The organism is Synechococcus sp. MW101C3, assembly GCF_002252635.1.
Lineage (GTDB): Bacteria > Cyanobacteriota > Cyanobacteriia > PCC-6307 > Cyanobiaceae > MW101C3.
The window spans coordinates 11509-31069 of record NZ_NQKX01000007.1; the positions used below are offsets into that span (position 1 = coordinate 11509).

15 protein-coding genes and 1 pseudogene are annotated in these 19561 nt (G+C 68.7%); 11 read left to right on the forward strand and 5 right to left on the reverse strand.

Annotated elements, in window-relative coordinates:
- Positions 1–10 precede the first annotated feature (10 nt).
- Both leuS and CJZ80_RS09760 read right to left on the reverse strand, forming a co-directional pair.
- Positions 11–2641, reverse strand: coding sequence for a leucine--tRNA ligase (gene leuS, locus CJZ80_RS09755; protein ID WP_233133016.1), 2631 nt, complete (start codon positions 2639–2641; stop codon positions 11–13).
- 177 nt (positions 2642–2818) lie between these two features.
- On the reverse strand, positions 2819–3040 hold the full coding sequence (locus tag CJZ80_RS09760; protein ID WP_094512834.1) for a hypothetical protein: 222 nt from the start codon (positions 3038–3040) through the stop codon (positions 2819–2821).
- 32 nt (positions 3041–3072) lie between these two features.
- Here CJZ80_RS09760 and dapF point away from each other — a divergent pair, with 32 nt between their 5' ends.
- From dapF to CJZ80_RS09780, 4 genes are all read left to right on the forward strand, one after another.
- Entirely contained in the window at positions 3073–4275 is a 1203-nt protein-coding gene (gene dapF / locus CJZ80_RS09765) for a diaminopimelate epimerase (RefSeq protein ID WP_094512835.1), read from the forward strand.
- Positions 4276–4315: 40 nt separating this feature from the next.
- Positions 4316–5134, forward strand: coding sequence for a DUF1995 family protein (locus CJZ80_RS09770; RefSeq protein WP_198948283.1), 819 nt, complete (start codon positions 4316–4318; stop codon positions 5132–5134).
- A 96-nt stretch (positions 5135–5230) separates the two neighbouring features.
- Positions 5231–5758, forward strand: a complete 528-nt coding sequence (locus CJZ80_RS09775; RefSeq protein WP_094512836.1) for a DUF4330 domain-containing protein — start codon at positions 5231–5233, stop codon at positions 5756–5758.
- Position 5759: 1 nt separating this feature from the next.
- Positions 5760–7031 (forward strand): D-alanyl-D-alanine carboxypeptidase/D-alanyl-D-alanine-endopeptidase, encoded by a 1272-nt coding sequence (locus tag CJZ80_RS09780; protein ID WP_094512837.1) that lies wholly within the window; start codon positions 5760–5762, stop codon positions 7029–7031.
- On the opposite strand, the gene CJZ80_RS09785 is transcribed toward CJZ80_RS09780, so the two are convergent.
- Both CJZ80_RS09785 and coaD read right to left on the reverse strand, forming a co-directional pair.
- Positions 7006–7959, reverse strand: a complete 954-nt coding sequence (locus CJZ80_RS09785) for a hypothetical protein (RefSeq protein ID WP_094512838.1) — start codon at positions 7957–7959, stop codon at positions 7006–7008. The genes CJZ80_RS09780 and CJZ80_RS09785 overlap by 26 nt on opposite strands.
- Before the next feature lies 1 nt (position 7960).
- Positions 7961–8452, reverse strand: coding sequence for a pantetheine-phosphate adenylyltransferase (gene coaD / locus CJZ80_RS09790; protein WP_094512839.1), 492 nt, complete (start codon positions 8450–8452; stop codon positions 7961–7963).
- A 130-nt stretch (positions 8453–8582) separates the two neighbouring features.
- Here coaD and CJZ80_RS09795 point away from each other — a divergent pair, with 130 nt between their 5' ends.
- From CJZ80_RS09795 to CJZ80_RS09820, 6 genes and pseudogenes are all read left to right on the forward strand, one after another.
- Positions 8583–9101 carry a flavin reductase family protein gene (locus tag CJZ80_RS09795; RefSeq protein ID WP_094512840.1) on the forward strand — a complete coding sequence of 173 codons (519 nt, stop codon included), beginning with the start codon at positions 8583–8585 and terminating at the stop codon, positions 9099–9101.
- A pseudogene (gene uvrC / locus CJZ80_RS09800) lies at positions 9052–11049 on the forward strand (excinuclease ABC subunit UvrC); the annotation flags it as partial. The gene CJZ80_RS09795 and the pseudogene uvrC, both read left to right, overlap by 50 nt.
- Positions 11050–11204: 155 nt before the next feature.
- On the forward strand, positions 11205–12788 hold the full coding sequence (locus CJZ80_RS09805; RefSeq protein ID WP_094512842.1) for a cryptochrome/photolyase family protein: 1584 nt from the start codon (positions 11205–11207) through the stop codon (positions 12786–12788).
- Positions 12789–12815: 27 nt separating this feature from the next.
- Positions 12816–13406, forward strand: a complete 591-nt coding sequence (hemJ, locus tag CJZ80_RS09810; RefSeq protein WP_094512843.1) for a protoporphyrinogen oxidase HemJ — start codon at positions 12816–12818, stop codon at positions 13404–13406.
- Positions 13396–14049, forward strand: a complete 654-nt coding sequence (locus CJZ80_RS09815) for a PHP domain-containing protein (RefSeq protein WP_369803023.1) — start codon at positions 13396–13398, stop codon at positions 14047–14049. The genes hemJ and CJZ80_RS09815 overlap by 11 nt, the downstream gene beginning before the upstream one ends.
- A gap of 29 nt (positions 14050–14078) precedes the next feature.
- Positions 14079–14621, forward strand: a complete 543-nt coding sequence (locus tag CJZ80_RS09820; RefSeq protein WP_094512845.1) for a hypothetical protein — start codon at positions 14079–14081, stop codon at positions 14619–14621.
- Between the two features lie 60 nt (positions 14622–14681).
- Here CJZ80_RS09820 and cobN read toward each other — a convergent pair whose 3' ends face one another.
- Positions 14682–18542 carry a cobaltochelatase subunit CobN gene (gene cobN / locus CJZ80_RS09825; RefSeq protein WP_094512846.1) on the reverse strand — a complete coding sequence of 1287 codons (3861 nt, stop codon included), beginning with the start codon at positions 18540–18542 and terminating at the stop codon, positions 14682–14684.
- A gap of 77 nt (positions 18543–18619) precedes the next feature.
- On the opposite strand from cobN, the gene CJZ80_RS09830 reads away from it, so the two are divergent.
- Positions 18620–19537 carry a branched-chain amino acid transaminase gene (locus tag CJZ80_RS09830; protein ID WP_094512847.1) on the forward strand — a complete coding sequence of 306 codons (918 nt, stop codon included), beginning with the start codon at positions 18620–18622 and terminating at the stop codon, positions 19535–19537.
- The last annotated feature ends 24 nt before the right edge of the window (positions 19538–19561 follow it).

The following is a 19561-nucleotide window of genomic DNA, read 5'->3' on the forward strand; positions in this document are numbered from 1 at the left end:
GGAGCAAGGTTCAGGGCACCAGGTTCACGAGCTTGCCGGGCACCACGATCACGCGCCGTGGCGGTTGGCCGTCCAGCCACTTGCGGGCGATGTCGCTGTCGAGAGCCAGGCGCTCGAGGGTGGCGGCATCGGCATCGGCGGGCACATCGAGGCTGCCCCGCACCTTGCCTTTCACCTGGATCACCAGGGCGATGGTGTCCTGCACCAGGGCAGCGGGATCCAGCTCGGGCCAACCCTGCCGGTGCACGCTGCCGGCCCCGCCCAGCTGCTCCCACAGCTCCGCGGCCAGATGAGGGGCGAAGGGCGCGAGCAGCACCAGCAGGGTGCGCACCGCCTCCTCGGCCACCGGTGCCGAGACAGCCTCCAGGTGAGTGCCCATGGCATTGCTGAGCTTCATCAACTCCGACACGGCGGTGTTGAACTGATAGCGCCCGTCGGCCAGGTCATCGCTGATCGCAGCGATCGCCGCATGTACGCAACGGCGCAGCTCCCGGTCGCTCTCGGACGCATCAGCCGCGGCGCCAGGATCGGCGCTGGCAGTGACCGTGGCCGCCATCGAAACGCCACGGCTGCGGGCGCCCTGAACCTGCCGCCACACCCGCTGCAGGAAACGGAACTGGCCCTCCACGTCGGCGTCATCCCATTCCAGATCCTTTTCCGGCGGGGCTTTGAACAGGATGAACATGCGGGCGGTGTCGGCGCCGTAGCGATCGATCACGGCCGCGGGATCCACGCCGTTGTGCTTCGACTTCGACATCTTCTCGAAGAACACCTCCAGCCGATCGCCGTTGATCGGATCGCGTGGATCATTGGCATCGGCCACATCGGCCGGAGCAATGTATTTGCCGGTGTGCGGATTCTTATAGGTGAGGCTCTGCACCATGCCCTGGGTGAGCAGGCGCTGGAAGGGTTCATCGAAGCTGAGCAGGCCGCGGTCGCGCAGCACTTTGGTGAAGAATCGGGAATAGAGAAGATGCAGGATCGCGTGCTCGATCCCGCCCACGTACTGGTTCACCGGCAGCCACTGATCGGCGGTCGCCTTGGCGAACGGTAGTGATTCGTTGTGAGGATCACTGAAGCGGAGGTAATACCACGAGGAACACATGAAGGTGTCCATCGTGTCGGTTTCGCGCCGGGCAGGGCCGCCGCAGCTGGGGCACGGCACGTTAACCCAGTCGCGCAACTGGGCGAGCGGTGAGGCTCCCTTGCCACTGAAGGCGACACCGCGGGGCAGCTCCACCGGCAACTGCTCGGCCGGCACCGGCACCACGCCGCAATGGTCGCAGTGCACCACCGGAATCGGGCAGCCCCAGTAGCGCTGGCGGGAGATCAGCCAGTCGCGCAGGCGGAACTGCACCCGGGCGCGGCCCCAGCCCTGTGCTTCCGCATGGGCCACGATCGCGGCCTTCGCCTGCCCCGAGGGCTGCCCGTCGAACGGCCCGGAATGGATCAGCACACCGGGCTCGGTCCAGGCGGTGCCGTCCCAGTCGTGTTCATCGGCTCCCTCCGGCACGATCACCCGCCGCACGGGAAGTTCGTACTGGCGGGCGAAGACGAAATCACGCGGGTCGTGGGCCGGTACGCCCATCACGGCACCGGTGCCGTAATCGGCCAGCACGTAATCGGCGATCCAGAGCGGAATCGCCTCCCCCGTGAACGGGTGGCGCACCGAACGGCCGAGCGGCACACCCCGCTTGGGCCGGTCGTCGGCCAGCCGCTCTTGCTCGCTCTGCAGCCCCACCCGCTCGCAGAACACCCGCACCGCGTCCTCCTGCTCGGGCGCGGTGAGCGTGGCCACCAGCGGATGCTCGGGCGCCAGCACCAGATAGCTCACCCCGTAGACCGTGTCCGGACGGGTGGTGAACACGGTGATGGTGGTGTCCTGGGTGGTGCCGTCCGGCGCCAGCACTGGAAACTCCAGCTCTGCCCCCACCGAGCGGCCGATCCAGTTGGCCTGCATCGTGCGCACCCGCTCCGGCCAGCCCTGCAGCTGGGGCAGGTCGTCGAGCAGGGCATCGGCGTAGGCGGTGATGCGCAGGAACCACTGCCGCAATTGCCGCCTTTCCACCCGCGCGCCGGATCTCCAGGAGCGGCCGTCCCCATCCACCTGCTCATTGGCGAGCACGGTCTGATCGACCGGATCCCAGTTGACGGTGGCCTCCTTGCGGTAGGCCAGGCCGGCATCGAGAAACTGGAGGAACAACCACTGGGTCCAGCGGTAGTAGTCGGTGTGGCAGGTGGCCAGCTCACGGCTCCAGTCGATCGACAGACCGAGGCGCTGCAACTGCTGACGCATCTGGGCGATGTTGCGATCGGTCCAGTCACCGGGGTCGATGCCCCGTTCGATCGCGGCGTTCTCAGCCGGCAGACCGAAGGCATCCCAGCCCATCGGATGCAGCACCCTGCGCCCCCGCTGGCGCTGCACGCGGGCGATCACATCGGTGATGACGTAGTTGCGCACATGGCCCATGTGCAGATTCCCCGAGGGGTAGGGGAACATCGAAAGGGCGTAGAAGGTCTGTTCCGTCGCCGCGGGGGCGTCGGCAGACGACGGGCCGGGTTCTGGCGTGGCATCCAGCCCCTCGGCCTGCCAGCGGGCCTGCCAGCGGCTCTCGATCGCCGCGGGCTGGTAGCGACCCACCTCTGGAGCGGTGGCGCGGCCGCTCTCGGCTAAAGGGGACGTATCGGTGGGGCCGGTCTCGGCGATGACCTTCTCGGACACGAGCTTCTCGGGCACGACGGACTTGGCGGCGGCCGCAGGGATCAGCCGTTCACTCTCACGCCCGATCGTGCCACAGCCGTTTCCGGCGCCCCCGGCTCAGGGCGTGGAGCGGATCGACACCACCATGCGGCGATTGATCAGAACCGGGTCGCCCTCGTGTTCACCGCGCAAAGCCAGGAATTCGGGGTCTTGCCAGAGCAACGAGCCGGTGACCTGCACGGAATCCACCAGCAGCAGTTCCAGCTGGTTGCGGCCCCGGATCCAGTGCTGCAGCTGGCGTACGCCCGGAAGGCTCGAATCAAGGGCGGTGATCTCCATAAGATCGGACCCAGGCCTGCTGGGAGAACGGGATGCTGGCGTTCAGCAAGTATCAGGGATTGGGCAACGATTTTCTGTTGCTCGACGGTCGCAACGCCACCACCGTTGATTTCTGTTTTGATCTCACCCCAGAACGGGTGAGCCTGCTCTGCGACCGCCGCTTCGGTGTGGGCGGCGACGGGGTGATCCTGGCGCTCCCTCCCGAGAACGATGGAGAACTGCGCATGCGCATCTTCAACGCGGACGGCACCGAGCCTGAGATGTGCGGCAATGGCATCCGTTGCCTGGCCCGCTTCCTGGCCGACAGCGACGGCGATGCACCGGGCCGCCGCTGGGTGGTGGAAACCCTGGCCGGCCTGATCGTGCCGGAGCTGCTGGCCGATGGCTCCGTGCGCGTCGACATGGGCACGCCGTTCCTGGTGCCTGAGCAGGTGCCCACCACCCTGGCGATCGGTTCGGCCGGCCTGCCCCAGGGGGAACTGAGCGTGGCGGGCGAGAGCTTCGCGGTGGCCGCCGCCGGCATGGGCAACCCGCATGTGGTGCTGCCGGTGGAGGCGGTGGCAGCGGTGGATCTGGAACGGCTCGGCCCGCTGCTGGAGTGCCACCCGGCCTTCCCCGCCCGCACCAACGTGCACTTCGTGGAAGCGATCAGCCCCAGCCATCTGGTGATGCGGGTCTGGGAGCGGGGGGCCGGGCCCACCCTCGCCTGCGGCACCGGCGCCTGCGCCACCCTCGTGGCCAGTCATCGCCTCGGCCTGTGCGAACGCTCGGCCCGCGTCGATCTGCCCGGCGGCACCCTCTGGATCGACTGGGACACCAGCTCGGACCACCTGTTCATGAGCGGGCCGGCAGAGCCGGTGTTCGACGGGGTGCTGGCGCCGGAGCTGTTCGGTGAGCTGCCGCCCGATGCGCCCGCAGCTGCTGAGCGGGCAGAGGAGAGCGATGGCCTCGAAGGCACTGCCCCCTCCGCGCCGAGCGGCGGCCTCGCGGGCGTTGCCGGCACCAGCCCGTTGGGCGCACCAGCGAACCTGCCCGAGGCGGCCCCTGCGGATCCAGCCGTCAACTGCGCGGTGGAATGCACCAGGGGCTGTCAGCGACCAGACGACTGCCCCAATGCGGCGGCACGGGCCCGGGTGGAGGCCTTGCTCAACAGCCGCTCGCTTGATGATCTGGTGACCCTGGCCAGCAACTCCCTGGAGGCGCGCACGCGACAACGGCTGGAACGGGAGGGCTGAGCAGCCTGAGTAGGGTCGGCGCGCCCGCCACCGATTCAGCGTGCTTCCTCCCGATCTGCTCAGCGCCGAAGCCCAGGCCATGGAGGGATTGAACGCCGCCCTGGCGGAGAGCGCCAACGGCCGCTGGACCCTGGAGTTCCGCTTTGAAGGGTTGCGTCTGCTGCCACTGGTGCTGCGGCTCGGCCAGGCCCTGCAGGCGCAGGAGCGGCAGTTCCGCCTGGTGTTCCCCGATGCGGGTGCCACTGCCCTGGCCCAGCGCGACGCCCCTGATCTGGCCGCCCGCACCGGCAGCCTGAAGGACCAGGAGCGGTTGAACGCCGCCGCCGCTGATCCTGTGGCTGCTGCTGGAGCTGGGGCTGCAGCAGAGCCTTTGGATTCAGACGTCGCCAGCGCAGAGGCTGGGGATTCCAGCGCCCCTCAGGGCCCTGCCGGCGACGCAAAGAGCGATGCCGCCCCAGGCGACATCCTGCTGCTGCTGGTGGCGCCAGGCCCGTCGGACTACGACGCGGTCGAGCGCCTCTGCCTGAACCATCGCGGCGGAGTGGTGCTGCTCAACGGCAGCCTCGAGGATGCGGCCGTTGGGATCGGCAGCGTGGCGCGGGAGCGGCGGCGAGGCTTCCTCTCCACCTGGCGCAGTGCCTATGCCCTGCTACCCCTGCCCGAGGGCGCCCTGCGCCGCTGCTTCCCCGGCCCGTGGGAGCTGTACCGCAACGACCCCGATGGCCACCGCCTGGTGGAGACCTTCGAGCAGAAGCCCGATGCGGAGCAGGTGGCGGAGACGCTCAGCCCCGGACAGGCGGCCACAGTGGCGGGCGGTTTGCAGGCCCTCGATCGCTTCCTCGGCAGTCTGAGGAACTGACGGCCTGCGGCCGCACCGCTGTGCGAATTCAGGAGCTCCACCCCCCTGGTGGCCCCTGGTCAGGCTCCTTAAGCTTGCGTGTCTGAACGTTGCGCCATGGCCGCCGAGCCCCAAACCACCCGCCGCTCCTGGAGTCTGGTTGACGTCGGAGCAGCCGCCGCCGTGCTGATGGCCCTGGCCGGGGTGATCTGGAGCCCGAAGCTCAGCGGTGCGGTGGCGGAAGCCACCGGCGCCATGCAGCCGGTCACGGTGATGGTGGATGTGCGAGGAGCCTCGGTGGCGGATCCCCAGGCCCTGATCCGCTCGATCCGCAACGACGGGGAGGTGAGCATCGTGATCCGCAACCAACCCCACGGCACGGTGAAGCTGCAGGAGCTGGTGCCGCTGCAGCGCCGCCTCGTGGCGGTCCAGCCCGACGGACGGGTGGTGACCGCCATCGACCCCAACCAGGCCGTGTTCGGTTCGCTTGATGCCCGCTTCGTCCTTGAGGGCAAAGGGCGCAAGACCAGCGGTGGCGTGGTGTTCGGCAACCAGAACCTCAAGATCGGCGCCCCTGTGGAGCTTGAGGGCCGTGACTTCCGCATCGGCGGCACGGTGTCGGGTCTGAAACTCGGAGTCAGCTGACATGACACGTTCCGCTCAGAAGCTCAGCCGCCTCGGCCTCAGCCTCGGGCTGGCGCTGGCCACCTGCGCTCCGGCCATGGCCATGCCGATGGCGAGCCTGCCGGCGGCGCCGCCGGCCGTCGGGTTGCCCCAGTTGCAGAACCAGGTCAGCTGCCCGGCCCTGCAGCAACGGGTGCGCGCCCACCTCGGCCCCGAAATCGGTGTGTGGAGTGTCACCGTGGCCGATGGCAACGGCCGGCTGCTGGCCGATGTGAACGGCCTGCGTCCACGCGTGCCGGCCTCGAACCAGAAGCTGGTCAGTTCCGCCTTCGCCCTCGACCGGCTGGGCCCCGACTACCGCCTCACCACCCGGCTCTGGCGTCTGCCTGATGGCACCCTGCGCCTCACAGGCGAGGGGGATCCCGATCTCGATCTGCCCCAGCTGCAGCGCTTCGCCCAGCTGGCGCTTGGTTCAGGAGGTGGGCCAGGCCTGCCGGGTGCCAACGTGCGCCTGGAGCTGGCCGAAGAACCGCCCCAGGCCTGGTGGCCCCAGGGCTGGCATCCGGAGGATCGCGCCTACGCCTATGGGGCGCCGATCACCCGGCTGGCCATCACCAGCAACGCGATCGACATGGCTGTGGCCAATCCACCCGGTCGTCTGCAGCGCCTGCTCACCCGCACACTGACCAGCCAGGGAGGGCGGAACGTGCAGCTGGCCATGGTGTCGTCCCTTGCGCCGCTGCCGGAAGGATCCGTGCTGCTGCACGAGGAACCCTCAGCACCGATGCACAACCTGCTCAGCCTGGCGAATTCCGAAAGCCACAACTTCACCGCTGAGGTGTTGCTGCGGCAGGCAAGCGGCACCTGGTCGCTGCCCCAGAGCCGGCAGGCTGCCCTGCAGTGGCTGCGGGCCCAGGGGTTGCCCACCGAAGGTGTGGTGGTGATGGGCGGCAGCGGCCTCGACCGCGGCGACCGGCTAACGTCCCGCCTGCTCGCCGGCCTGCTTCTGCGCATGGCCCAGCACCCCTTCGGCTCCAACTACATCGCCTCGATGGCCGTGGCCGGGCGGCGCGGCACCCTGCGCAACCTCTACAAGGGCACCAGCCTCGACGGACGGCTGCACGCCAAAACCGGGACGCTCACCGGCGTGCGTTCGATCAGCGGCGTGCTCGACACCACGGATGGCCCCCGCTACGTGAGCCTGATCTCCAATGGAGCCGGTTCACCGAACACCACGATCGGCCGGGTGCTCCGCGACGTGCAGATCGTCAGCCTCTGCCAGCCACCTGCCTGAGGCGTGAGGCGGCGCGGCGGGCGCGGCTGGTGAGGGGAGCCTCCTTGGCTTCAGCCTCAGCGGCGGGTTGGAGGACGGCACGATCACTGGCCGGAGGGGTCTCGCTGGTCTGCAGCCGGCCCAGCTCACGCCGCCCGGCATGCACCACCTTGTTGAGTTCAACGAGCCGCGTTTCCAGCTCCGTCAGCACCTGCTCGGCATAACGGTTGGCGCCTTCCTGCACCGCTCCCGCCTCCTGCCGCGTGCGGGTGATCAGCTGTTCGCACTGCTGCTGGGTCTGCTGGCGGAACTGCAGGGCGTCGCTGTGCAGGCGTTCGGCCTCCGCCTGGCTCTCGCGCTGAATGCGCAAGCCTTCCTGGCGGATCTGCTCGATCTCCTGCAGGCTCTGCTGACGACTGCGTTCATGCTGGTCGCCCAGCTGACGCTTGAGCTCGGTGTACTCGGCGTCGAGCTGCTGGCGGCGCTGGATCGCCTCCTGCTCCAGTTGCTGGCGGCGCGCACCGAACTGCTGCTCCATCTGGGCCTGACGGGTCTGGTGCTCCTGCTCTGCCTGGGCCACCTGCTGACGGGTGGTCAGCTGCATCTGCTCGCACTGCTGGCGGGTGTGCTCCCGGATCTGCGCCCCCTGCTGTTCCGCTTCCTGCCGCACCGAAGCGGCATTGATCAGCTGCTCCCGCTCGCGGCGGGCCTGCACCATGATCTCTTCGGCCTGCTGCCGCGCCTTGGCGATGAACGTGTCGCGCTGAGCCAGCAGCTCCTGCGCCTGAAGCAGCTCTGCCGGGAGCTTCTCGCGAATTGTGTCGAACACCTCGATGGCGTCCTGCTCGTTCACCAGCCGGCCGCCGCTGAAGGGGATGCGCGAGCCCTCCAGCACGATCTCTTCGAGTTGTTCGAGCTGTTCCAGCACGCTGATCCGAGTCTCGGTCATCTCATCGGGGCGGGAATGTCTGATTAAAGAGCCTGGCGAGTTCCTCCGCCACTCCGCCGGGCACCAGGTGGCGCACCTCACCGCCGAAGCGCGCCACCTCCTTCACCACGCTGCTGCTGAGGAAGCTGTGGGGCACGGCGGTGGCCAGGAACAGCGTTTCCACCTCCGGCGCCAGGCTGAGATTGGTGTGGGCGATCTGCAGCTCGAACTCAAAATCGCTCATCGCCCGCAACCCCCGCAGGATCACTCCCGTGCCCGTCCGGCGCGCGAACTCCACGGTGAGGCCGTCGAAGCTGCCCACCTCCACATTGCTGAGATGGGCGGTGGCGCGGCGGATCTGCGCCAGCCTCTGGTCAAGCGAAAAGCTGGGCTGTTTGGAGGGGTTCTGCAGCACCGCCACCAGCACCTGCTCGAACAGGCGACTGCTGCGCTCGATCAGGTCGAGGTGGCCAAGGGTGATCGGATCGAAGCTGCCGGGGTAGAGGGCCTTCATGGGAGCGGGGGCGAGGGGCCCGGCGGCGGGAGCGGCGGGGGGATCCTATGGAGGCTGCTGCTGGCTGCGGGCGCGAGCGGTCCCCCCCTCCGGCTTGCCTAAGGTTGGAATCACCTCCAGGAACCAGGCCATGGCTGTGGATCTCAACGTCGATGGCGCCGCCACCCCCGTGCTCGACAGCGCCGCCAAGAAAACCCTGCTGCGCAAGATCCCCCACGGCGTGTTCATCTGTGGCGTGGCCGAGGGCGATGACGTCAACGGCTTCACCGCCAGCTGGGTCACCCAGGGGTCGTTCGATCCGCCGCTCGTGGTGATGGCCGTGCGCGCCGATTCCACCAGCAACGGCATCATCAGCCGCACGGGCCGCTTCTCGCTCAACGTGCTCTCTGCCGAGCAGAAAGACCTGGCGGCGGTGTTCTTCAAGCCCCAGAAAGGCATCGGTGGCCGCTTCGATGCCGCTCCCTTCACGCTCGGGCCCCTGGGCCTGCCTGTGCTCGACGACGCACTCGGCGCCGTGGAATGCACGGTGGTGGGCCAGGTGGCCCACGGTGATCACACCGTGTTCGTGGCGGAAGTGAAGTCGGCCCAGCTGCACCGCGATGGCGCCGCACTGGAGCTGTCCGCCACCGGCTGGCAGTACGGCGGCTGAGCCACCTCTCGCGGGAGCATTGGGCATGGGGGCCACGCTGCAACCGCTGCTGATGGATCAGGCGCGCCTGGCCCAGCGGCTGAAGGAGCTGCCGGCCGAGCCGGGCTGCTACCTGCTGCGCGATCTCGACGACCGCATCCTTTACATCGGCAAATCGAAGAGCCTGCGCAGCCGCGTGCGCAGCTACTTCCGTGATTCCCACGATCTCAGCCCCCGCATCAGCCTGATGGTGCGTCAGGTGGCGGAGATCGAGTTCATCGTCACTGACAGCGAAGCCGAGGCGCTGGCGCTGGAATCCAACCTGATCAAGAACCACCAGCCGCACTTCAACGTGCTGCTCAAGGACGACAAGAAATATCCCTATCTCTGCATCACCTGGAGCGAGGCCTACCCGCGCATCTTCATCACCCGTCGCCGCCGGCTGCGCAGCCCGCTCGATCGCTTCTACGGGCCCTATGTGGATGTGGGTCTGCTGCGCCGCACCCTGTTTCTGGTCAAGCGGGTGTTTCCGCTGCGTCAGCGCCCCCAGCCTCTCTACCGGGATCGCACCTGCTTGAACCACGCGATCGGCCGCTGCCCCGGCGTGTGCCAGGAAAAGATCAGCCCTGAGGCCTACCAGCACACCTTGCGCAAGGTGGCCATGGTGTTCCAGGGCCGCAGCGACGAACTGCTTGTGCTGCTGCGTGCCCAGATGGAGCGCTACGCCGAACGGGAGGATTTCGAGGCGGCCGCCCGGGTACGCGACCAGATGCAGGGGCTCGAGCAGCTCACCGCCGACCAGAAGATGGCCCTGCCCGATGCCTCCGTGTCGAGGGATGTGCTGGCGCTGGCGGCCGATGCGCGCGTGGCCGCCGTGCAGCTGTTTCAGATGCGGGCCGGCAAGCTGGTGGGGCGGCTCGGCTACACCGCCGATGCCACGGTCGCCAGCCCCGGGGCGATCCTGCAACGGGTGCTGGAAGAGCACTACAGCCAGGTGGAGCCGGTGGAGATCCCACCGGAGGTGCTGGTGCAGCACCCCTTGCCGCAGCAGGCGCTGGTGGAAGACTGGCTGAGCGAGCGCCGGGGCCGCAAGGTGCGGCTGCAGCACCCGCAGCGGCAGCAGAAGGCCGACCTGATCGAACTGGTGGAACGCAATGCGGCCTTTGAGCTGGGCCGGGCCCAGCGCAGCGCCGAGCTGCACCAGCTCGCCACCGAAGACCTGGCCCAACTGCTGGATCTGCCCGAGCCGCCGCGTCGGGTGGAGGGCTACGACATCAGCCACATCCAGGGCAGCGACGCGGTGGCCTCCCAGGTGGTGTTCGTGGATGGGCTGCCGGCCAAGCAGCACTACCGCAAGTACCGCATCCAGAGCAGCAGCATCCGCTCCGGCCACTCCGACGACTTCATGGCCATGGCCGAGATCATGCGCCGCCGCTTCCGTCGCTGGGCCCAGGCGAAGGCGGAGGGGGCCGATCTGGTGGCACTGCGCAAGGCCACAGGCACCGCACTCCACACCGGCGGCCTCAACGACTGGCCCGATGTGGTGATGATCGACGGTGGCAAAGGACAGCTCTCGGCGGTGATGGAGGCGCTGCGGGAACTGAACCTGCACGAAGACCTGGTGGTGTGCTCCCTGGCGAAGCAGCGGGAGGAAGTGTTCCTGCCCGGCACCAGCCAGCCGCTGGAGACCGAACCCGACCAGCTCGGCGTCGTGCTACTGCGGCGTCTGCGCGATGAAGCGCACCGCTTCGCGGTGAGCTTCCACCGCCAGCAGCGGGGGGAGCGGATGAAACGTTCGCGCTTGAGCGACATCCCCGGGCTGGGACCCAAACGGGTGAAGGAGCTGCTGGGGCACTTCCGCTCGATCGATGCGATCCAGCTGGCCAGCCCGGCCCAGATCGCTGCGGCGCCCGGCGTGGGCCCCGCCCTGGCCCAGCAGATCTGGAGCTACTTCCACCCCGAGGCTGACCACGACACGGCTGACCATGACGGGCCCGATCCGGACAACCTGGTGCCGGCCGCCGATTGTGAGCGGCATGAAGCCCCAAGCGTTGCGCAGGAGCCTGGTGGCCGGATCGGCAGCGGCGCCGACGCCGCCCTCGTGCACTGAGCAGGAGGCAAGCCATGGCGGGGCTCGGGCTCTGGGTGCTGGGCGACCAGCTGCACGCGCAGCAAGCTGCTCTGGCCAGCAGCGTCCCCGGCCAGGCGCGGGTGGTGCTGATCGAGAGCAGTGGTGTGGTGGCCCGCCGCCGCTACCACCGCCAGAAGCTGGTGCTGGTGTGGAGCGCCATGCGGCACTTCAGCGCCGAGCTGCAGGCGCTCGGCTGGCAGGTGGACCTGTTGGAGGCGGCGGAATTCGGCACCACCTTGATCGACTGGATCCAGAGGCAGGGCATCCGCACCCTGCGCGTGATGGAGCCGGCGGATCGCCCCTTCCGGCAGGCGATCGAACGGCTTGATCTGGGCGGGCGCACCGGCGTGCAGCTCGAATGGCTGCCCTCCAACCACTTCCTCTGGAGCCGGGAGGCGTTCGCGGCCTGGGCTGGCCGCTACAAGCAGCTGCGCATGGAGCTCTTCTACCGGGAGGGGCGCCGCCGCTTCGGCGTGCTGATGGAGGACGGCGAACCGCGCGGCCAGCAGTGGAACTTCGACAAGGACAACCGCAAGCCACCGCGCCAGGGACTGGAAGGGCCGGCCCCGCTGCTGTTCAGCCCCGATGCGATCACGCGGGCCGTGATCGAGAAAGTGCGGCGTCTCGATGCGGAGCGGGCCGCCGCCGGGGAAGCGCCGCTACCCGGTGCGCTGGAGCCTTTCCATTGGGCGGTCACCCGCCAGCAGGCGCTGCAGGTGCTTGATCACTTCGTGGCCACCCGCCTGGCTGGTTTCGGCCCCTACCAGGACGCCATGGTCAGCGGCCAGCCCACGCTCTGGCATGCCCTGATCAGCCCCTACCTGAACCTGGGCCTGCTGGAACCGCTGGAGGTGATCCGCCGGCTGGAGTCGGCAGGTACGGGCGCGGCGAGCGGCGTGGAGCCACCGGTGCCGCTCGCCAGCCTGGAGGGGGTGATCCGGCAGCTGCTCGGCTGGCGCGAATACATGCACGGCCTCTACCACTGGTTCGGCGAGGGTTATGCAGGCCGCAACCACTTCGGCCACACCCGGCCCCTGCCCCTCTGGTTCGAGCAGCTGGGCGGCAGCGGCATGGCCTGCCTGGATCAGGTGCTCGGCGAACTGGATCGCACCGGCTACGCCCATCACATCCAGCGGCTGATGGTGCTGGCCAACTACGGCCTGCTGGCAGGGCTCGATCCCCAGGCCCTCACCGCCTGGTTCCACCGTCTGTTCATCGACGGCCACGACTGGGTGATGCAGACCAACGTGCTGGGCATGGGGGTCTTTGCCGACGGCGGCCTGCTGGCCAGCAAGCCCTACGCCGCCAGCGGCCGCTACATCGCCCGCATGAGCAACTACTGCAAAGGCTGTCGTTTCGACCCGGCACAGCGGACCGGGCCGTCAGCCTGCCCCTTCACGACCCTCTACTGGCATTTTCTGGATCGCCACGAAGCTCTGCTGCGCGGCAATCCCCGCATGGCCCTGGTGATCGCCCAGCTCGATCGCCTCCCTGCCGAGGAGCGGCAAGCGGTCGCCGTCGCCGCTGCGGCCCACCTGGAGCGGGCGGCCGGATCGGCCCCCACCGGTGCCGCCTAACTTGAACGGGCCATCCCTTCGCTGCCGATGCCGGCCCTGGCCCTGCCCCCCGAGGCCTACCTCTGGTTCAAGACCCTCCACATTGTGGGCGTGGTGGTGTGGTTCGCCGGACTCTTCTATCTGGTGCGCCTGTTCATTTATCACGTGGAAGCCGAAGCGCTGGACGAGCCCCTGCGCGCCGCTTTCCACAGCCAGTACGAGCTGATGGAGCGCCGGCTGGCCAACATCATCACCACGCCCGGCATGGTGGTGGCGGTGACGATGGCGGTGGGGTTGCTGCTGGTGCAGCCGATCTGGCTGAAACAGAGCTGGATGCACGCCAAGCTGGCCGTGGTGCTGGCCCTGCTCGTGTACCACTGGTTCTGCTATCGCCTGATGGGGCAGCTCAAGGCGGGCACCTGTCGCTGGAGTGGCAGGCAGCTGCGGGCGCTCAATGAGCTGCCCACCCTGATGCTGGTGCTGGTGGTGATGCTGGTGGTGTTCAAGGCCCAGTTCCCCACGGGAGCTGCCACCTGGTTCCTGGTGGCCCTGGTGGTGGCGATGGCGGCCTCGATCCAGTTCTATGCCCGCTGGCGGCGGCTGCGTTCCGAACGGGAGGCGATCGCAGGTGCCGGCTGACCACCCACTCGTGGAGGTGCTGGCGGCGGTGGACGCGCAGAGCTGCCCCACCAGGCTCAACTTCCATTGCCACACCCATTGCAGCGACGGCAGCCTCGAACCGGCCGCCGTGGCCGACCAGGCGCTGGCGATGGGCCTTGAGCATTTCGCCGTCACCGATCACCACAGCATCGCGGCCTACCAACCGGCTCGGGCTCACCTGGAGGAGCGCCAGCGACTGGGGCAGCGGGTGCCGCAGCTTTGGAGTGGAGTGGAAATCAGCTGCCTGCTGGAGGGCTGCCTGGTGCATGTGCTGGCCCTGGGCTTCGAGCTGCACCACCCGGCCCTGGCGCCTTACGTGCGCGGCCATGCGGTGGTGGGGCCAGGGCTGCGCGCCGGCAAGGTGCGGGAAGCGATTCATGCCGCCGGTGGCCTGGCCTTGCTGGCCCATCCGGCCCGCTACCGGCGTCCCCACCAGCAGCTGATCGCGGCGGCGGCAGAGCTCGGCTTCGATGGGGCCGAAGCCTTCTACGACTACGACCTGACCAGCCGCTGGCAGCCCACACCGTTGGTGTGCGACGCAATCGCCAGCCAGCTGCAGAGCCTGGGTTTGCTGAGAAGTTGTGGCACCGATACCCATGGACTGGCCTTGTCAGGCCGCTAGGGTTCATCACAGGTTTCCGTTTCCTCACCATGGGTCTCTTCGATCGTCTGTTGAACATCGGTACCAAGGACGCCAGCTTCTCCTCCAAGCCGGCCAAACCCGAGAAGCCCGCCGCCAAGGCTGGCGAACAGACGTTCTTCCTCGACCCCGACACCTCCAGCTCCATGGGCAACGTGGAGTACATGCGGCGCTCCAACAAAATCCGGCGCACCTTCCCCGGCAATGCCGACAATCCGGGTGAAAAGGAGATGGTGCAGGAAGTCGATTCGATGTCGGCGCGGCTGGAGAAAGCCAGCAGCGGCCTGCCGGTGAACGCATCGCCTGAATCCAACACCAGCCTCACCGGTGGCGTGCCCAAGCCGGTGAAGAAAACCTTCGCGGCCCGCCTCACCTCCGCTGAACTTGGTCAGCGGCTCAAGGGCGCGGCAGTCGCCGTCAACACGCCCGGCGGCAGCTCTGCAGGGCGCAAGGCCGATGCCGCCGGCAGTTCCCAGCCCCAGTTCACCCAGAAGCCGGCCAAGCCTGGCGACATTGACCCGTTCAAGGCCATGGCCCGCGACCTCAACAACTGATCGGCTTGGTGAGCAGCCGCGGTTCACTCCTTCGAATGTGAGTGGCCGCGGCTCACTTGTTCAGGTTTCGATCAGGCCTTCGCTGCCGATCACCAAGGCCTTCAGGTGTTCAAGCTGGGCAGGATCCGCTCCCCGCCACAGCTCGCGGTTGGCAGCCTCCAGCAGCCGCTCGGCCATGTCCCGCAGCGCCCACGGGTTCGACCGCCGCAGCGCCTGCAACACGTCGTCGTCCTGCAGCCACTGGCGGCAGATGGCGCCATAGCTCCAATCCGGCACCCGGCCCGTGCTCGCGTCGTAGGCGAACAGGTAATCGAGGCTGGCGGCCAGCTCGAAACCGCCCTTGTATCCGTGGGCAAGCATGCCCTGAATCCAGCGCGGGTTCAGCACGCGTGAGCGGAGCACCTTGTCGAATTCATGCTCCAGCCGGTGCACGCGCGGCCGCTGGTGGCGCGAATGATCGGCGAACCAGAGGGCCGGAGCGCTGCCGCGCACCCGTTCGCTGGCGGCGCTGAGCCCTCCTTGGAACTGGTAGTAGTCGTCGGAATCCAGCAGGTCGTGCTCACGGTTGTCCTGGTTGTGGAGCACCACCTCCACCTGACGCAACCGCTGCTCCAGCCCCTCACGATCGGGGCTGGCCTCGCAACGGCCGTCACCGCTGGCGTCGTAACGCCAGCCGCTCCAGTTGAGGAAGGCCTCACCGAGATCGCCCCGCTGCTCCCACTGACCACTGTCGATCAGTCCCTGAAGCCCCGCCCCATAGGCCCCCGGCGCCGAGCCGTACACCCTGCCGCTGTGGCCTTCCTGGCGGGCATGGGCTGCCAGCGGGTTGTGCCACTCGTCTTCGTCAAGAGCAGCGACCCGGCGGCTGGCCTGATTCATCCAGTCGACCAGCTGCGGGAAAGCATCGCGGAAGAGGCCGGAGATGCGCAGCGTCACATCCACCCGGGGGCGTTGCAGCAGGCTGAGCGGAATCACCTCCAGATCCACCATCCGCCGGGTCGGTCCGTCCCACACCGGCCGCACCCCCATCAGCGCCAGCGCCTGGGCGATGTCCTCGCCGCCATTGCGCATCGTGGCGGTGCCCCACACCGACAGGGCCAGGTGGCGAAGGTCGTCTCCCTCCTGCTGCAGGTGGGCTTCCAGCAGCAGGGCGGCGCTGCGACGCCCCAGGTCCCAGGCGGCTTCGGTGGGCAGCCCGCGCAGATCCACGCTGTAGAAGTTGCGGCCGGTGGGCAGCACATCAGGGCGGCCGCGTGTGGGCGCCCCGGAGGGCCCGGCGGCAATGCGTTCCCCGGCCAGGCCCCGCAGCAGGGCCTGACGCTCGGCGCTGGCGCAGGCCAGCAGGCGCGGCAGCAGCTGACGCCGCACACGCTCCAGCACAGCCTGGGTTGTTGGTCCCACCACCACCGCTGCAGAAGCGGCAGTGGCGGTGGTGGGCGCCAGCAGCGGCTTCAGCAGATCGAGGGCCTGTGCTTCCAGCAGGGCAACGGCATCACCACAGCGGCGCAGGGCGGTCGGGGCAGAGGGAGAGGCCGAGTCAGAGACGGCGGCCGCGGGAGACGCCTGGAGGCGGAGGCGATCCGCCACGCTGAGTGGCGCCTCCTCGGCATCCGCCCACGGGTCCAGCTCCAGTTGCAGATCAGCGGCCAGGGCCTGGGTGAGACCAGGGCCCTCGGCCAGGGGGGGCCGCACCAGGCACAGCAGCAGCTCCAGCAAGGGCTGGGGACCAGGCAGGTGGCCGAACACATGCAGGCCGGTGCGGATCTGAGCTTCCTTCAGCTCACACAGGTAGCCATCGGCGCCATCGAGACGCACTTCAAGATCATCGATGGCCTGGGCAGAGGCGGATCCCACAGCAGCGCCGGCCGCGAATGATCTGTCTGCAGCTGATCGATCTGCAGATGTGCCGTCTCCAGCAGCGGCATGCGCGGGCAGCTCCAGGGAGGCGAGCAGCCCGGCGAGCCGCTCCCGTAAGGGAGCGACGCGCTCGCTGCCCAGCTGGCGGGCCTCCCAGTACTCGTCGAGCAGGGCTTCGAGCTCCTGCAGGGGCCCGTGCAGCCCGGCCCGATCGAGCGGAGGGGTGAGGTGATCGAGGATCACCGCCTGGGCGCGGCGCTTGGCCTGGGAGCCTTCGCCCGGATCGTTGACGATGAACGGATACAGGTGGGGCATGGGCCCCAGCGCCCACTCGGGAAAGCACTGATCGGAGAGGCCGAGCCCCTTGCCGGGGAGCCATTCCAGGTTGCCGTGCTTGCCCACGTGGACCACCACCTGGCTGGCGGCCACCTGGCGCAGCCACAAATACTGGGCCAGGTAGGCATGGGTGGGCGGCAGGTCGGGGGAGTGATAGCTGAGGCTGGGGTCGCGGCCGTAGCCCCGCTCCGGCTGCACCAGCAAGGCCACGGCGCCGAAGCGCAGACCTCGGATCGGGAAGCCGGCACCCGCCGGCCCCTGCTCCAGGCCCTCATCGGCAGCGGGCGGCCCCCAGCGGGCCTCCAGCACGGCCCTGCCCGCCGCCGGGAGTTGCTGGTACCAGGCGAGATAGGTCGCCAGGGGCAGGTGATCGAGCGGCGGCCGGTGCTGGCTTTCCGGGTCGTTGGTGCGTCCGGCCAGCAGCTGCTGGATCAGGGCATCCCCGTCAGCGGGAAGGTCTGTCGTCAGTTCCGCGGGCTGGTCCGTGGGGGTCACGCCCAGGTCGTAGCCGGCCTCCGCCAGCCAGCGCAGCATCGCCGCGGCGCTGGCGGGGGTGTCGAGGCCCACGCCATTGGCCAGGCGGCTGTTGCGGGTGGGGTAGTTGGCCAGCACCAGGGCCACACGGCGCTGCTTCACCGGGGTGAGGCGCAGCTCCACCCAGGCCGCCAGCAGGCGGGCGATCCAGTCGAGCCGTTCCGGATCCGGCTGGTAGTGCATCAGCGCTGCCGAAAGCGAGGCATCGGCCCGCTCCAGCTCCTTGAAGGCACCGACCCGGCTGGTGATGCGTCCGTCAAGCTCGGGCAGAGCCACCTGCAGGCTGAGATCGAGCGGGCCGAGGCCGATGCTGCTGGCAGCCCATTGCTCACGGCTGCGGGTGCTGCAGAGCACCTGAATCACCGGCACGTTGAGGCGGTCCCAGAGCGGGGCACCCAGACCCGCTTCCTCGAACTGCACCGAGGCAAAGGAGGTGGTGCACAGCACGCCCTGCACCCCCTCCCTGTCCAGCAGGTCGGCCACCCCCTGCTGGACAGCGGGATCCCTCAGGCCACTCACCCACAGCGCCCGCGGGCAGAGTCCCTGGCGGCGCAGGGCCTGGAGCAGGACGGTGGCCAGCTGATCGTCGCCGGCCTGCAATAGGGCGCGGTAGAGGATCACCCCCACCCGTGCCCCCGGGTCAGCCCGCCAGTCGTGGGGGAGGGGGTCGGCCAGGGGCAAGGGCACCGGCGCTGGCGCCGCCTGGCCAGCGGCGAGCGCCTCCAGGCTGTCGAGCACGCGGCGCAGGTTGTCAGGACCGCCCTCGCGCAGGCAGCGGCTGATCGCCACGGCCATCTCCTCAGGCCCGTTGCCAAGGCTGGCCAGCTCCAGCTCCTGATCGGCCGTGCCGGCCGCCACGATCAGCTGGCGCCCGGGTTGGTGCTCCGCCCAGGCATGCAGCTGCTCCAGCCCGTAACTCCAGTGGCCTCGTCCACCGAGCAGCCGCACCAACACCACGCGGGTGGTGGACAGGCTGGTGGCGATGTAGTGATCGAGGACCGCCGGCGCAGCCAGCGCGGCCAGGTTCAGCCCCCGCACCGGCACCGCACTGGGCTGCCGGGCGAGAACGGCGGCCAGGGTCTGGAGATCGGTGTCTGAACTGCTGAGCACCAGCAACGGCGTGGACTCCTGCTCCACGAAGGCGGAGTCCTCGAAGCCGGAAGGCAGGCCTGGAACGACGGCAAGACGGTGCATCACGCCATCTTCGGCCCCGGCAGTGAGAAGATCTCACCAGCGAACGCCGCCGGCGCCGCATCTCCACGCGCTTCCGCATGCAGAAGTTTCTTCCTTACGCCTGGTTCGGCGGCCGCTGTGTTCCCTTCGGTGAAGCCACGATTTCAGTGGCCACCCACGCCCTCCATTACGGAACCGGCGCGTTCGGCGGCATGCGGGCCCTGCCCAACCCGGCAGATCCCAACGAGATCCTGCTGTTCCGCGCCGATCGGCACACGCGCCGCCTCTCCCAGAGCGCGCGGCTGCTGTTGGCCGAGCTGCCGGAGGCCACGATTCTCGATGCGATTCAGCAGTTCCTGCAGGCGAACCGACCCACCACCCCGATCTATCTGCGGCCGTTCGTGTATACCAGCGATCTGGGAATCGCGCCACGCCTCCACGACATCGAGACAGATTTCCTGATCTACGGCATCGAACTCGGCGATTACCTCTCCCCCGATGGGGTGAGCTGCCGCATCAGCAGTTGGTGCCGCCAGGAGGACCGCTCCCTGCCCTTGCGCGGGAAGATCAGCGGCGCGTACATCACCAGCTCCCTGGCCAAAACTGAAGCGGTCAAGAGCGGCTTTGATGAAGCGCTGCTGCTCAACAGCCGCGGCAAGGTAAGCGAAGCCAGCGGCATGAACCTGTTCATGGTGCGCGACGGCGTGCTGATCACCCCCGGCGTCGACCAGGACATCCTCGAGGGGATCACCCGCGCCAGCATCCTCGAGCTGGCGCAGGCCATGGGCATCCCCACCCTGGAACGCGCGGTCGACAAAACGGAGCTGTTCGTCGCCGACGAGGTGTTCCTCAGCGGCACCGCCGCCCGGGTCACGCCAGTGCGCCGGGTGGAAACAACGGATCTGGCTGGACCGCGGCCGATCATGGAGAAGCTGCGCAGCGCCCTCACCGCGATCACCGAGGGCCGCGATCCGGCCTACGAGCACTGGGTGACCCGCGTGCGGCTCGATGGGTAAGCCAGCGGCACTTCCTACAGTGAC